Source organism: Hyella patelloides LEGE 07179 (assembly GCF_900659865.1).
GTDB lineage: Bacteria > Cyanobacteriota > Cyanobacteriia > Cyanobacteriales > Xenococcaceae > Hyella > Hyella patelloides.
In genome coordinates this window covers 1-16495 of record NZ_LR213833.1, presented here as the reverse complement: position 1 = coordinate 16495, position 16495 = coordinate 1, and the positions used below count along the sequence as shown (strand labels likewise).

The following is a 16495-nucleotide window of genomic DNA, read 5'->3' as shown; positions in this document are numbered from 1 at the left end:
AAGTAATAGATAATAGGTCAGGTTTATTTGTCAGTGTAAACTAAGCTCGATTATATTTTAGTTAATATTTCTTGAAGCTTATTTTTAAAATATTCGGGTGAACATTGTTTTTCTATTTGTTGTAAGGCATTATTTCTCAGAGTTTGCCAGAGATTTTTATCTCGATAGAGTCTGATACATTGATCTGCAAAATCTTGGGGGTTGTTGGCTACTAAAAGGTCAGTTTCATGCTGCCATTGTAACTGATTTGCGATCGCTTTTGTGGTGACTACAGGTAAGCCATAAGTACTAGCTTCGTGGACTTTATGGGGGATTCCTGCTGCAAAGCGAGTAGGTGCAATAAATAAGCGTGAGTTGTTGTATAGGTTATACAAGTTATCGACTTTTCCTAATAGTTTTATTTGAGGATTGTTGAGGCTTAATATTATTGAATTTAGTTGAGGTACTTGATTATTTCCTACTAATAGCAAATTAATTTCTGAGCTTATTTGCTGTTGAATTAAAGAAAAAATTTCTTGACTAAACCATAAGATAGAGTCGGCATTGGGGGATTGTAATTCATATATCGAACCGACAAATAAAATGTCTTTTCTTTGCTCAAAGCTATTAGGAGTTGGGGTAATATCTAGAGAATGACCCAAGATTTCTACTTGCTTGTAACCATATTCTAAAAATTTTTGTTGTTCGAGGGGAGATACAGAAATAATCAGGTTACTCTTTTTAGCTAATCTTAACTCATCAGCGATCGCTTCTTGTTTTTCTTCTTCTGTAAGTTGCTTTCCTTGAAGTGCTTGATAGGCAAAGTCTCGCAAACAATATAAAGCTTCGGCATCATAGATTATTTTGGTCTTTGTGAGTAAATTATTTTGTTGCAAAATATAATTAAGATGGTTCATATTGTGAGGTCTACTAACAAAGATGATGTCATAGTATTCGGGACGAATTTTAAAAAAAACCGCTAATTTTTGTAAACCATAACCAGTAGCTATTTCTATATTTTGCGGAATATCTTGGTAGATTTCTTGCCAAGTTTCTTGATAGCTTAAGTCAGTAGGATAAAAGGTTATTGTATGACCTAATTTGGTCATGTTTTGTAATATTTGATATCCTCTAGTATAGCCAGAACCGAGGTAAGGATGGGGAACGCGATCTTCAATAAAAAGAATTCTTGAATCAGCATTTTTGCGGTTACTAGCTAATAAAATATTATTAAGATTGGGTTTATATTGTGACTGTAACCAATCTTGGTGTTGCGTAACAAAAATTTCTTGATTTTTTTGTTGTAAGGCTATTGCTCGATCGCTTTTTTTTGAACTAGCAAATTCATAATGAAAGATGGTTACATTAGGGTCATAAATTACTTTTTTCCCAGCTTTATGTATTTTAACGCAATAGTCTGTTTCTTCGTAATAGGCTGGTTGATAGAGAATATTAAAGCTACCTAATTCGAAAAATAATTGACGGGGGGTTAATAAAAATGCTCCAGAACAATAGTCTACTTCTCTAGTAAACATATACTGAGATGCTTGGGGGTTATCACCTCTGCCATATCCCAAACAAGAGCCATCTTGCCAGATAATACTACCAGCTTCTTGCAGCGTGCCATCAGGAAGGATTATCTTACCACCTACTGCACCAATATCAGGATCGGAGCTAATAGTTTCTATTGCAGAGTTCAGGCTATCTCCGAGTATTTGTGTATCGTTATTGAGAAATAATAAGTATTGTCCTGCTGCTACGCCACTAGCTTGATTGGCTGCTAAGAGAAAGTGTTTGTTTTCTTCATTAAAAATGATCTTTGCACGAGGAATTTTTGCCAGTAGTTCTTTTGTGCGATCTTCTGAATTATTATCTACAATAATGACTTCATAGTTAGTAAAATTTTGATGCAACAAAGAATGCAAACAACTAAGAGTTAATTCAGCACGGTTATATAAAATTAGAATAATACTAACTAGAGGTTCTATTGTATTAGGAAAGTCAATTTTACTATTAGAAAGCAAAAAATTATCTAAGATTATCTGGCTCAGGCTATTAATGGCTTGTTTAGCTTGTTGTAGTTTTAATTCAGGTAAGGATTCTATTACAGGTTGTGGAGTTGTTTCTGTATCTTGGAATTGATTTCTGAGTGTATCTAGCTGTAGTTTTGCAGGTTCATAATTAGGATCGACTTGCAAAGCCATTCGATACGCAACGATAGCTTCATCTATTTTACGATTGTAGATTAAAGCATTACCTAAGCCTAAGTAGAGATCGACATCTTGAGGTTTTAATTCGATTGCTTGATGATAGTTTTGTATCTCATAAGGCTCGTCTTGAATTTTTTTTTGATAGGTTGCTAATAAAGATTCTCGGTCTAGATTGGCTCGTTGATAAAACGTATTGGCTAATTTTTTATATATATGGGGTAAGTTAGGATTTAAGTCTAAAGCTTTTTGATAAGCAATAACAGCATCTTCCCATCTTTTTAAATAATAGTAAGCTTCCCCTAAGTTATAATAGCCCCAATCAAAGTTCGGATTGATTTTTAATACCGTTTGATAAATTTCAATTGCTTCTGACCACTTACTTAAACTTAGATAAATATTTCCCAAACCATGATAAGCTGTAGCACTATGAGGGTTGATTTTGGTTGCTTCTTGATAGCAGTCAATAGCAGCTTCTAACTGTCCCTTATGTTTATAGTCTTCTGCTTTTTTTAGACAGTCTTGAAATAATTTTATTTGAGAGATAGAAAGCTCGGTCATTTTTGTTTGTTGTTGGTTGTTCGTAGTTTATTGTAGTACGACCTTGCTACGAGGTTGTCCTCGCGAAGAAATACACATACCTAAGACGCTCACCGTTGTTAATGGTAGGTTGCTAATTATCGATAGTTAATGGTTTTTTTTTTACTAATACCATTTCTCACGCATTGATAAGAGAGATACAACGGTTTTTAATCGTTGATAGAAAAACCAGAAAGGTATAGATAATCCCATACAAAAAATTACTAATCATCAGTAACTAATTTTCATCCTAATTGAACTTTCCCCAACCTAACCTTGGTATCATTGGCTAAAACTACTTGTAAACTAAGTTCTGCTTCATGGGGTAAGGTCTTTAAATCGATAGTAGTAACAAAACCACTATTGGATGCTTCGATCAGATGAGGATAGGCTAACGCTACATCGGGACGATTTCGGTTGATTTCAGTAGTAGCAATCATTTCATCATCGCAAGTTACTTCTAGGGAAATCACCTTAGCAATTCGTCCGATTACCCAACCTATAATATCCAGAGAATTGTCTTTTAGACACCCTGGTTTGGGTTGATCGATAAAAAATCCCCATAGTTGCTGTTGAGAAACTTCTGAGAGAAATATTGCTTTGATTTCTGCTTGATGATTTGAGTTAAGGCTATAATTTTCTTCTTCCCTAGTAAGGTTGCGGTTATAACAAGGATCGTGATTAATTATTGCACTCCAAGTATCTTCCATATAGGCTATTTCTTGTGAAATACGCTTTTGTTTTTTTGGGGTAGTTTCTGGGGTACGAGTTTGGGATTCGTAATGATATAACTTAACGTGGGGTAGCCATACATTGTAATAATCTTGTTGCTGTAGTTTCAAACAAAAGTCTACATCGTTATAGGCTACTGCTAATTGTTCATTAAAACCCCTTACTTCTGTAAAGACTTCTCGACGACACATTAAGCAAGCGGAAGTGACAGCAGAATAATTAGTAGTGGTGAGTAAGGAATGGTTGTAACCACTATCGCTGAGGGGATAGTTACGGTGTCCATGGGCTGCTATACCTGTAACTCCTAAGATTACTCCTGCGTGTTGTATAGTATTGTCGGGATAAAGTAATAAAGCACCCACAGCACCAATAGTAGGACGTTGTGCTTGTTCTATCATCGCTTCTAGCCAATCAGCAGTAATGATTTTGGTGTCGTTATTAAGGAAGAGTAAATACTTTCCTTGGGATTTTGCTACAGCATGATTATTAAGTCGGGAATAGTTAAAGGGAATGTCTAATTTAAGTAATTTAAGCTTTTCTGCTGCTTTATTTTGCCATTGTTCAATAATAGCTAGAGTTTCTGGATCATTACTACCGTTATCAACTATTATCACTTCATAATTATTGTAGGTAGTTAATTCAAAAATAGATGTCAGACATTCATCTAACATCTTGCCTAGATTGCGAGTAGGAATAATAATACTGACAAGATGGTGTTGCGTAATCTCGTAACGAATAGTTTTAATTTCAGGGAAGTCGAGATTACTGATAACTCTTCCTGTTTCTCCGCGACGCTTGAGAGTTTCTGTAATGACTTTATTGCTATCTTCTAATTGACGGGTTTGTTGTTTACTGTGGGAAAGAATGCGAGCAATATGGCTAATATGTTGAGTTTTCTCTGTTAGTCTGATCAATAAGTCATATCTATATGCATCACCATAACCGTTGCTAAACCCCGCGATATCTTTAACTAAAGAATGACGACACAGTACTAAAGAGCCGAAGTAATTACGAGTTAACAACAAGTCGGGACACCATTCTGGTTTAAAATAAGGCTTACTTAATAATTTGCCTTTTTTGAGCCTATCTTCATCACCATAAACAATATCTGCGGTGTTGTCTCTTGCTAATTGCCGAACAAACTCTAACAAAGCATCGGGAGTTAATAGAGTTTCTGGTTGTAATATTGCAATCCATTCTCCTGTAGCTGCTGCTAATGCTCTATTGGCTAATTCTGCCATCTCTGTTTTAGGATCGCAAGAAATATAATTAATTCTGCGATCATGAAGTGCCTCACCCTGAGCGAAATCGCCTTTAATGCAATACTCTACAATAGATGTTAACTTGCTTGCTTCTTGCCAATATTGCTGATCATTACTATTAACTGTAGCTGTGGCGATACATAATTGCCAATGGGGATAAATCTGCTGTTGAATTGTAGCGATAGTCTCTTGAATCCATTCTGCTGCGGACTCTTGCAGAGGTAAAATAATACTGATGGTAGGCTTGTAAGCTATGTCTGCTAAACGTAAACAAAACAGACGCAAATCAGCCACAGTGGGAGTATTGTCTTTACACCATAAGCCATAACTACGATCTGCAATGGCATACTCGACTGCAAATTCATATAATTTACTTCTTTGCTGACATATTTTAGTATAAAAAGCGCGATAGTCAGAATTTTCTGGCTCGAATTCTAAAGCAGTACCACTATAAAATAAAGCCCGATCTAATAGTTGCTTTTCTGCCAAGATAACAGCAATTTTGTGTTGAATCTTTCCTGGATTATCTGTAGTTTCTAAAAGTTGATGATAGCTTAAAAGCGCAGAATCTAAATCGGCTCGCGCTCTTTGTTGTAAAGTATCTGCTAAAGTATCTTGTAAATCAGGAAAATCAGGTTGAATTTTTGCTGCTTGACGATAAGCTGTTACTGCCTCGTCCCATTTATGTTGTAGGCGAAATGCCGAACCTAAATAATAATATGCAGACACAAAATTAGAATCGATATTAAGAGCTTGTTGAAAAAAAGTAACAGCTTCTTGAAATAGCTCTAACTTGAAGAGTGCAACCCCTAAATTATGATAAGACCAAGTTGTATTACTATTTAATTTAATAGCTGATTGATAAGCTTCTATCGCATCATTCCACTGTCCTAATTCACAAAAAATATCACCCAATTCATGATAGGTTTGTGGCTTTTGCCAACCCAAATTAATTGCTATCTGATAAGTATCTGCTGCTGTTTGCCATTGTCCTAAATTGGCTAAAGCTTGACCCAAGCTATACTGAAACTGAGGATTTTTAGAATTTATTGCGATCGCCTTTTCATGAGCTGCAACTGCTTTTTTGATTTTACCCAAATTAAATAAAGCTACGCCTAAATTATAATATGACCAAGCAAAATTGCTATCTAAAATAATTGCTTTTTCATAATTTTTAACTGCCTTTTGCCAACTTTTTAAGTTAATTAAAGCATCACCCCAATAATGATAAATTTCTGCAATATCATCTTTCAATTGTACTGCCTTTTGATAATTAGCGATCGCTTTTTGCCACTTCTGTTCCTTGGCTAATTCCTGACCTAAACTATAATAAGTCTGGTAATCTTGAGCTTTTTCTGTTATTCCTTGTTTATTATTTTCTATTACCATGATATTCTAATTAATATTTCAATTATTTTAATAATCTTTCCCACTATTTTTGCTCAATGGTATTAAATAATAATCGATCGCTTCTGGCTTTTCCCAATAAAATGCAAAAAGACGGCTCATAACCGTCTCTAAATAAATCGTCAGTCAACAAAAAATTAATTTTTCATCAAACCTGGATTAATCTAAGTTTGGCTTTTAGTTGTTTAACTTCTAATTGAGATTTTCTTAACTCTTCTTGTAATTCTTGAGCCGTTTGTTTCCAAGCATTAGCTTGTAATTCACTAGCTTGATTCTGTTGAGAATCTAAAGCAATTTTACTCATAATATGCTCAACACGGTGGCGAATTTTCTTCCCAATTGTCAGGGGACTTAAAATCTCTTTCATTTCTCTTGCTCCTCTTAAGCCTACCTGCTGTGCAGCTTGATAATTATGGAAAACATAATGCATTAAAGCAGCAGCGTGTTCTACATTGGCATCAGCCCAAATATTACCTTTTTTGTAAGAACCACTATCTTTAACTACTTTAATCAAATCGTATTGTACTAAAAAGCTATTGCCAGTATTCATAAATTCCACATTAGAAGAATACCCTGTAGCTATTACTGGCTTACCGTAATACATCGCTTCAGCCATAGTTAAACCAAAACCTTCCGCTCGATGCAAAGATACATAGCAATCACTATTATAAAATAGAGCATTGACTACATCTTTTGGTAAACGAGCATCAATAAATTGAATTGAAGGATGACTTTTGGCTGCTTGTTTAACTAACTCTAATTCTGCTGGATAATGTTTAGAATTAGAAAATTTAATCATTAAGGTAACATCTTGATTGTTACTACGAAAAGCCCTTTTAAAAGCTTCAATAACTCCTAAAGGATTTTTACGTGCTAAAGTACTATGAAAATCAAACATAAAGAGAAAAATAAATTTATCTTTAGGGAAATGAGTTTCTCCACCTTGACCATCAGGAATAATAGTTTCTTCTCTAGTTAATTTTTGTGCGGGAAGATTAATACTATGCATAATTTTTACAATTGGCACAGGAGAAACTACAGATAACGCTTCTGCACAATAGCCACTAGGTACCCAAATTTCATCATAGTATTGAAATAACCATTCCCATTCTGGGGGGAAAGTCGGTAATTCCCAAGCCCAATAACCAATATTATATTTACCTTTTAAATAGTTTTCTCCAATGTTGTCCAGAAATTCTGGCATTGCTTCAGCATTAAAATTTAATAAATTAATAGCGTAGGGATTTTCATTAGTAAACTCATTAGTAAAAGTATTATCTCCATTGCCATGAGAAGTAGAATCAATATTACAAATAGCGTGAGGAATATCTCCTGCTTTAATAGACCTAATTTGCGCCCTGGAACTCTCCCCTAAACCAAATTCACCTCTGATATAGCCAACAACATTAATACCAAATAAAGGAGTATTTACTTTATCTATCATTATTGTGAAATCCTTTTATTTTTTAACAATAGCCTAATTACTTCCCAACACCAAAGAAATCCACCTAAATTTTCTAGAATACTAAGTAACAAGTTACGAAAAAATAGAAGATAAAGCACAATTTAAATTAATACTAATTACTTTTATGTATGTTCTATTCCACTTATCTTTAGTAAAGGAGTTAAACCTGGCAAGCGAGCTATAAGCTTATAGCAAGAAAGCTAGTTAAAGAAGTGGAGGAATTAAACCTGACTTACAGCAAGCGAAGCTCCAAGCTTATAGCTGGTTAAAATTTAAAATTAGTTGTTAAGTATTTGGGCATAATTATTTACACACTCATAATTTCCTCTTGCCTCTTGCCTATTTCCACGCTCGTAATCTATTTTGCACGGCTACTTACTTCTTATAACTAACGTCACAATAAAGCTTAAAATATTGACTTTTATCACAGTGCTTTGTTTTTAAGTTAGCCACAGCTCCGCGATTTCTAATTTCAAATTTAAGAGACTATGGCTTACTCAATTACCAGAAAAATTGGCTTTTATTTCTAAACATCAAAGAAACTAGCCCATTCTGTTCCTGCAAATTTATCTTTTAGCTCATAATAATTAGTGACAAAATCAGAAATAGGAGGATTATTTCGACGACCAGTACCAGGTTTAACTGGCGTTGTAGGAACACCTAAAAAATCCTGTAATTTATTAGTAATTTTTTCATAATTATTACACAAATCTTCATAAGTAACTTGAAATACTTCGTGATTTCTAAACCTATGGTTAAACTGAGTAATTACTTTCTGTTGTCTCTCAAAATCTTGCACCAACTGATCGTAATCAAAAGTCATTGGCTCAAGATTGGCTCGATCTAAATTTTTAATTTGTTGTAGCTGTACGGATAAATAGCGACGTAAAAGGTTTTCTCGACTAAGACTGATAATATGAATATCTTCCATATCACGAAGAATATCTAATAGTCTAGGCCAGTTACCAAATTTTGCACCGATACGATGATGACAAAAACCAACAGCTTTAATATTGGGTTTATAGTCACAGTAAATAAATTTGTCTAAAACCTGTTTTGCTGGCATTGTATCGTCATAATCATATTTACCCTCAATGTAATCAGGATTAAACATTTCGGTTAAACATACAACATGAGGGTTGGCTTCTAGGCTACTTTTCAACATATGTGTCCCAGAGCGAGGACAGGTTAAAAGAATGAATTTCTGATATTGTTTCATGATTTAAACTCGCTTAAGCTACTAAGTTTTCAACTCTAGATTATTAATTGAGATAATTGTTTTAAGGAATACAACGGATAGTTAAGAAACTAGATTCCAAGGTTGAAATTTCCCTAAAAACTTGTGAGCTATCTCACTCCACTCAAAATTATTTGTAACATATTTTTTAACATTTTTTAATCTATTTTTTTTACGATCGATATTTTCTTTTCTACAAGCCACTAATAACTCTGGAAAACGCCAAACATCACCAATCAAACAGTGTTTTTCAGGATCAACATCTAAGCCTTTGACTCCAAAACGAGTAGAAATTACAGGTATTCCCTGACAAAAATATTCCAACATCATTGACTGGGTATCAGACCCTTTTTTGACAGGATTAAGAGCCACATCCGCAGCACTAACAATAATTGATTTAGTTTTTTCATCCATACTGCTAATAAATCTTACATTAGGAGGAGTTAGTCTTGGCTCAAAAAAAATACCGACATCTCCTAACAGCAAAAAATTCATATCTTGTAACTTAGAAGCAATGTTCAAAATTGCCCTGGCTTCATCTGCATTGTTAGGATTACCTGTACCTGTAAAAATTGCCACAAAACTATCTTTTAAACCGAGCTTTTCTTGATTAACTAATCTTTGTTCATAAGAAGTAAACTTAAGTCTTGCTGTATCGACACCGTTGGGAACATAAACTACTTTATTAGCTTCAACTTCTAGTTTATTAATTAAGTCATGGGTTAAATGCTCTGAAGCAGTGATAATTAAATTACTTACCTGACAACACTTTTTTTCCAGTTCAAATACCGATTCCCAAAATTCTGTACCAATCTCATTTTCTGGTAATAATTTTCTTTTTAGTTCTTGTTCAATTCCTGTGGCTTCATACCAAATAGTTTTATTGCAAACTTCACGAATAGCAGGAAACAAATAAGGTTTATAACTAATAATAAAATTAGCATTTTTGGCAGATTTTTTTAATGCTGATAAATACCGAGGACTCAAAGAATATAGTTTCATTAAAGTCGCATCAGCTACGTTGGCACCTAACTCTTGTGCCATTTCTATTTCTGCTTTTTGATGCTGAAGAGATTTAGGGATTCTAATTTCAGTTAAGCCAGGAGCAATAATTCCTTTAAAATGTGGTTCACCTGCGCCAGCTAAAGAAATAATTTCAATATTAAATTCTTCAGCTAAATGACGATAAAAATGAAATAAACGGCGAGATTCAAGATTATTAGGCGGAAATACGGAAAAGGGAACAGCGAGGGTTATTTGTTGACGTTTGGGTATCATAGTTGGGGACGAGGGATGAGACTGGGATGGAGGAATCAAGTAGTAAGTAGCTGTAGAGACGCGATATATAAAGAGCTTTGAAGTAAGCGTGAGGGATGCGCTTTGTACCCTGTGCTTATCCAATCACGCTGTTGAGGTTTCCTCAAAAGGAGGACGCTTCGGTGGTCGGTTGAATTCCTAATTTCAGCCGTCCATCTTGTACGCGGAGTTGCGTCTGTACAAATAGTAAGTTTTTTGCAGATATTAGGTCAATTAGGAAATCAAAATCGTCTTTTTGGGTATTTTTTTAATAATCAAATATGGTTTAACTCAAAATATCCTGGCGAGAATTGTCTCGATCTAAGTACTCTAAATAAGCCTCTTTATTTTCGGGGTCTAACTCTCTTTGAAGATAAACTGTATAAGCAACATCTAAAAATTGCGAATTATCCAGTTCTGTAGTAATTTCAACAAAAACATTAGCTGCTTCTTGGGAAGTACGTAAATCATAAAGAATTTCCCAGCGTGAAATATCTCGATCTAACTGTTCGGTGTGGGATGATAAACCATCTGGGTCAGCTTCTCTACGGAGAAAGATGCGATAAATATGTTGAATAAATTCTTGATTACTGAGGTTTTTTGTTTGAGCAATTAATTCTTGGTCTGCGATTTTTAAATCTTCCAATATTTGTTGTAGAGGAGTTGAAGATAGTTTTTCAGAATCAATTATGGAGGAAGTAACTTCTTCTACAGAGACAGCAAGCACTAAAGGAGGACAATTTTGCAAAATAGTTTGTCTAATTTGTCCTGATTCTAAAGTCTCTAGAGCTTGCGCTTCAATTAATGGATCTAGCTTTTGTTTACGGAAGTTAAGGTAAGCTAAATCGATAAAGCTAGCATTGTCTAAACTAGCAGTTAAATCGACAAAGACATTAGCTGCTTCTTGGGAGGTGCGTATTCCATAAAGAATTTCGTGACGAGAAACCCCATTTGTAAGCTGTTGTAAATTACCTGCTAAACCATCGGGGTCAGCTTCTCTTCCTAGATAAGTTAGGTATAGCTGTTTAATAAAATCTTCGTTGCTTAAATTTTCTGTTTGCAGCAAAAATAGATCGTCTTCTTGAGCAAAACTGAATTGTAACTGTTCTATTACTAATTCCAGAGGTGATGGTGTTACTTCAGGCTTAACTGTTGTTGCTGGCTCAATAGGCTCAACTACTGGCTCTTCTAAGGTAGGTGCGGAAAAACGATCTCTGAGGATAGCTTGACGAATATTACCTGCTTCTAACACCTCTAAACATTGCTGTTTTGCTTGGAGGGTAAGCCCTTGTTGTCGATATGCCAAATAAGCAACGGCAATATAGGTAGCATTGTCCAAACCAGCAGTTAAATCGACAAAGACATTAGCTGCTTCTTCTGAGGTGCGTAAGCCAAAAAGTAAATCTGAGCGAGCTACCCCATTATCAAGCTGCTCGACATTACTAGCTAAACCACCAGGGTCAGCTTCTCGTTTACAGTAAGTTAGATAGAGTTCTTTGACAAACTCTTCGTTACTAAAATTTTGGGTATTTTGTAAGAAAACGCTATCTGAGCGATAAAAATCACCTTCACGGTGTTGCAGTGCTGTTTGTAACTGTTGAAATTGCTTTAACTCTTGAAAGACGGTTGCGCGAGATAAACCATTTTGTAGAGACTGCAAATCTTGTAACCATCTTACTTGATGATTGTCTGGCTTAAGATATACTCGATGGGCAATTTCGAGAAAATGTTCATCATCTAAACATTCGGTGACTCGTAAAAAAACTCCGTCGGCTTCTTGTGAATTACGCAAACCAATTACTAGATTTTCTCTGAGTGCGCCATTTTTTAATTGATTGACATTACCTTCTAAACCTCCTGCATCGGCTTCTCTGGCTAAAAAAGCTTGGTAGAGTTGCTTCACAAAATTGAGATCGTCTAGATGTCGGGTTTCTCGCAGAAACACTTCATTTTCTAAGTAAGGATATTTTCCAATATTTAAAGTACTGTCTGCACCACTGGATAAAACATCATTAAACTGTTTTTCGCCGTAAATGCCTGAAAGACGTAAATTGAGAGTGTAAGTAGAAATATTGCCATACCAATAGTCATCATCTACTTCTTCTTCGGCTGCTTGAATAGAGGCATAAGCCAGAAGACGATTTTTAATCTCTTCTGCGGTAATTTCATTTTCTGCAATGTCTTTAAACATGAACAATACGCTAAATACAAACTTGAATTAAGAAATTTAGATATTATTGGTTTCTAGTTCTACAGCACGACGGTAGCAATTACTGGCTTCGGTAGTTTGTCCTTGACGGGCAAAAACATCTCCTAGTCGATAATGTAAAACAGGATTTTCGGGGTCTAATTTTATGGCATGAAGATAAACTTCGAGAGCTTCCTCAAATTGACCAGAACCTAATAAAGCTGCTCCTAGATTAGTCAGGAGGTTTTTATTGTCAGGATTACTATCTAGGGCTTCTCGATAATTAGCGATCGCTGATTGCCAACGGTTTTGTTGGATTAAAATTGCACCAAAGTTAATTAATGCCTCTTCGTAGTCTGGCTGCAATTGGATCGCTTTTTGATAGTAAACACTGGCTTCATGGATTTTGTCGTGTTCTACTAGGGCATTAGCTAAACCACAATGTACTGTAGCATCATCAGGGTTGATTTCTAGTAGTTTACGATAACTAATAATATCATTAGGATTGTCTCTAATGCGATCTCGATAATATTGTTGAGCATCCGCAATGTTTGATTTTGCTTGCTGATGCAAGGCGTGAGAAAGCTTATCGCGAATATCGGGTAATCGATCGTCGATGGCTAAAGCTAAACGATACATAGCAACTGCTCTATCCCATTGCTCTTGTTGGGTATAAATTTCTCCCAGGTAGTAACGTGACCAAGCACAATCAGAATTCAGTTGGGTTGCGTTTTGCAAGGCGGGAATGGCAAGCTCCAACTCTTGTAGTTGATAGTAAGCTTTGCCCATATTATGGTGCGCCCAAAAACTATTGGGTTTGAGCTTGGTGGCTCTTTGATAAGCAACAATCGCATCTTGCCATCTTTGCTGTTTGAATAAAATATCCCCTAGTTGATTCTGAATTTCGTAACTACCTTGATTATCTTCCCAAAACTCAGGAGCTAGAGAGCTTACTGTTGTGTAACAAGCCATTGCTTCTGACCATTTTTCTAACTTGGTAAAAGCCACACCTAAGTTATGATGCGTCCAAACAAAATCTGGTTTGAGTTTTAGCACTTGACTATAGCAAGTAACTGCTTCTGACCATTGCTCTAAGTTTAAAAGGGCATCTCCTTGATGGTGATAAGCTTGCCACAAGTTTGGTTGCAAAGCGATCGCTTTTTGATAACTAGCGATCGCAAATGTCCACTGTTGCTGTTTTGCCTGAATTTGTCCGAGATGATAGTGAAAGTCTGTATTGTTGGGGTGTTGCTCGACGGCTCTTTGATATAGCTGGTTAGCATCCGTCCATTCTTGCTTTTGGGTTAACAGTTTACCCAAACAAAGATAGGGTTCTACTAATAGAGGATTAATCGTTAAAGCTTGAAGATAGCATTGCTCTGCTTTGGTAATTTGCTGTTGGGCTAAAAAGGTATTTCCCAAACCAAGATATTCTTCTACGCTGGCTTTTGTCCCCACAGACTGTAATGCCAAATAGCGATAGTTAGTAGCTTGCTCTGCTTGCCCCGTAGTTTCTTGAAGTTCGGCTAATTGACGATACCCCTCTGTTAAATTGGGGTCAATGCAAATTGCTTGCTTTAAAGTGGCGATCGCTAAATCACTTTGTTGTTGTGCCACCAAAGCTTGAGCATAATTGAGATAAAGTTGAGTTTCTTGGGGACGAATTGCGATCGCTTGGCGATAATTTTCTAAGTCGCTGGGATTGTGGGTAATGGCTTGACAAAATAGTTCGTAAGCAGATTCGAGATCGGATTTCATTCTCAGGTAAAGAGTGCGATCTAGTTTGGATTGAATCTCTGGTAACTCACTATCCAATTGCTGTGCTTTTTTGTATGCTTGATAAGCTTCTTCCCAGTCTTGAACCCCCGTTAATGCTTCTGCTAGGTTGTAGTAAGACCAAGAAAAATCTGCGTTCAGTTCAATCGCTTTTCGATAAGCCGTTGCTGCTTCTGAATAACTTTTGAGTTGCAACAAGGCATCTCCTAAATTATGGTGAGTCCAACTGTATTCGTTATTTAACTCTTGGGCTTGGCGGTAACTAACAATCGCTTCGGCATACATTTGTTGTTGGAGATAAATATCTCCCAAACGATGATGAACCCGATCTTGCTTGGGCTCTAACTTCAAAACCTGGAAATAAGATTCTTTTGCCGATTGCCAATCTTCTTGGGCTGCAAATAACTGACCCAACAAGTTATGAGAAGTGGCATCTTGAGGATTGTGAGTTACTGCTTGACGATAAAGAGCGATCGCTTCTTCTGTTGACCCTTGTTGAACTAAAATATGTCCTAATTGGTGATAACTTGCTGCATAATCTGGTTTAAGCTCAATAGCTTGGCGATAACAAGTTACTGCTTGAGCAACTTTTTTTTGCTCCAATAGAGTATTTCCTAACTCAAAATGTTCCTGGGGAGTCACTTTTTCTGGCTCAATGCTCAGGGCTTTAAACCAATATTGACTGGCTTCTTCCGCTCTTGATAAACGGTCTAATACCCTGCCTAAATTACGATAAACCCCTGCAAACTGAGGATCGATAGCGATCGCTTGTTGGTAAGCATTAATCGCTGCTTCCCACTGTTGCTTTTGAGCATAAAGACTGCCCAGATTGGCATAATTTTCGGCTAAATTGCTATTCTGCCCAGTCAAATTTTGATAACGCTCAATAGCTCGATCTATCTTATTTGGGGTTGTCTTCGCTTCAACCAAGGCATTAAGCTTAAGTGGTTCTTTACCAGGAGCGAGTGCTTTAAGATCGCTATCGGGAGAGGGAGGAAGTTTTTTTTCCGCACTAATACCTTGACGATAGTAGTAAGCTGCCTGTTGCCACTGTCCTCGTTCTTCAAGGGTTTCTGCTAGCTTATAGTAAGCTGCGGTAAATTGAGGATTGATTTCAATAGCCGATTCAAAACATTGCAAAGCTTCGGTGATTTTACCCTGCTGGAGCATTTGCTCTCCAACGTCGTAGTGAGTTTGCGGGCTAGATTGTTCTGGCTCTAAACATAATGCCTGATAAGTACAAGCGATCGCTTCTTGTTGACGACCTTTTTTATACAAAACTTTGGCTAAATTACGATATGCTCCTGCAAATTGTGGATTGAGTTCAATTGCTTTTTGATATGCTACTATCGACTGTTCCCATTGCTGTTTTTGGGCATAAATACCACCTAAATTAGCATAAACCTCAAAATAACTAGGTTTAATAATTAAAGCCTGAGAATAGCACTCAATAGCTGCGAAAGACTGCCCTAATTTTTGTAAAATATTGCCTTTGGTTTTGTAAGCTGCTGCCATATAGGGAGTTTTGGCAATGGTTGAGTCACAAATATCCAACGCTTCTTGAAAGCGATTTCTGGCTACATAAGCGATCGCTTTTTCTAAAGCAACTTCTGTCATCTTGTCATCAATGGAAGAATCTTTGTGAAATTCTCTAGTCCACTGAGAAGGTTCGATGAAACCAGGGTGATTTTTGATAATGCTGTCAAGGCTGATATTAGATTTTCGGCGAGATTTAACAATATCAGAACTTCCTGCTAGCTGAATCGAAGAATTACGAGGAATTGTCGGTTCAGGAAAAATCCTGGTTTTTGAATTACTGGATAATGTTTTTGGTTTAACTTTTTGACTGTAACAGTCCACAGCCTGAGCAAGACTGTTTTTTTGTTTGAGGTCTAAAGCCAGTTGTTTTTGAGAATTTGTATATTGAGAAGATAAATCGGAGACTACTTTGCCTTGTAACGACAAAGCTTGCTCTGACCATTGGTCTTTTTTTTGACTATTGGGTTCGGGGAGCTTTGAATTAGACATGGCGATAGATTTCGCTGATTTGATGTTACTAATTGTAAAAAAAGAGACTTATATAATTAGTGGTTTGTAAAAATAGAGTTTTTTGTTATTTAAAAATTATCATCTCGCTCGAGCCAACGTGTAACTTGAAACAAAAAAGCTACTAAAATTCCTAATCCAATTAAAATGGCAACTATCAGATAAATCCCAGCTACTAGACTGGCTATCACGGCTACTACATAGGGTAAACCGAGAATGAGCGCAGCAAAAAAAAGCTTTTTTCTCGTCCAATTGATATCACCCCAGTTTGTCTTTATTCTGCCTCCAGAATTAGCTCTAGATAAGCCACTATTGATTTTA

7 protein-coding genes and 1 pseudogene are annotated in these 16495 nt (G+C 36.1%); all 8 read right to left on the bottom strand.

Translation table 11 applies throughout. The features are described from left to right. Window positions 1–50: 50 nt before the first annotated feature. Window positions 51–2747 (bottom strand): tetratricopeptide repeat protein, encoded by a 2697-nt coding sequence (locus tag H1P_RS12630; protein WP_144867597.1) that lies wholly within the window; start codon window positions 2745–2747, stop codon window positions 51–53. A gap of 263 nt (window positions 2748–3010) precedes the next feature. Beyond that, complete coding sequence (locus H1P_RS12625) at window positions 3011–6148, bottom strand: tetratricopeptide repeat protein (RefSeq protein WP_144867595.1); 3138 nt, start codon at window positions 6146–6148, stop codon at window positions 3011–3013. 166 nt (window positions 6149–6314) lie between these two features. Further along, a complete protein-coding gene (locus H1P_RS12620) occupies window positions 6315–7610 on the bottom strand; it encodes a glycosyltransferase (RefSeq protein WP_144867593.1) in 1296 nt (431 codons plus the stop codon). A 547-nt stretch (window positions 7611–8157) separates the two neighbouring features. Beyond that, window positions 8158–8850: a sulfotransferase gene (locus tag H1P_RS12615; RefSeq protein ID WP_144867591.1), complete on the bottom strand. Its 693-nt coding sequence runs from the start codon at window positions 8848–8850 to the stop codon at window positions 8158–8160. Window positions 8851–8931: 81 nt separating this feature from the next. After that, complete coding sequence (locus tag H1P_RS12610) at window positions 8932–10146, bottom strand: glycosyltransferase family protein (RefSeq protein ID WP_144867589.1); 1215 nt, start codon at window positions 10144–10146, stop codon at window positions 8932–8934. A gap of 304 nt (window positions 10147–10450) precedes the next feature. Further along, the gene (locus H1P_RS12605; protein ID WP_144867587.1) at window positions 10451–12355 is read right to left on the bottom strand and encodes a DUF4214 domain-containing protein; all 1905 of its coding nucleotides are present in this window, start codon (window positions 12353–12355) and stop codon (window positions 10451–10453) included. A 36-nt stretch (window positions 12356–12391) separates the two neighbouring features. Beyond that, window positions 12392–16156 carry a tetratricopeptide repeat protein gene (locus H1P_RS12600; RefSeq protein ID WP_144867585.1) on the bottom strand — a complete coding sequence of 1255 codons (3765 nt, stop codon included), beginning with the start codon at window positions 16154–16156 and terminating at the stop codon, window positions 12392–12394. Window positions 16157–16245: 89 nt separating this feature from the next. Beyond that, window positions 16246–16495: pseudogene (locus tag H1P_RS36030) on the bottom strand (hypothetical protein); the annotation flags it as partial.

Coding starts and splice junctions, on each gene's coding strand:
- H1P_RS12630 (WP_144867597.1), bottom strand. CDS start 2,747: ATGACCGAGCTTTCTATCTCTCAAATAAAATTATTTCAAGACTGTCTA.
- H1P_RS12625 (WP_144867595.1), bottom strand. CDS start 6,148: ATGGTAATAGAAAATAATAAACAAGGAATAACAGAAAAAGCTCAAGAT.
- H1P_RS12620 (WP_144867593.1), bottom strand. CDS start 7,610: ATGATAGATAAAGTAAATACTCCTTTATTTGGTATTAATGTTGTTGGC.
- H1P_RS12615 (WP_144867591.1), bottom strand. CDS start 8,850: ATGAAACAATATCAGAAATTCATTCTTTTAACCTGTCCTCGCTCTGGG.
- H1P_RS12610 (WP_144867589.1), bottom strand. CDS start 10,146: ATGATACCCAAACGTCAACAAATAACCCTCGCTGTTCCCTTTTCCGTA.
- H1P_RS12605 (WP_144867587.1), bottom strand. CDS start 12,355: ATGTTTAAAGACATTGCAGAAAATGAAATTACCGCAGAAGAGATTAAA.
- H1P_RS12600 (WP_144867585.1), bottom strand. CDS start 16,156: ATGTCTAATTCAAAGCTCCCCGAACCCAATAGTCAAAAAAAAGACCAA.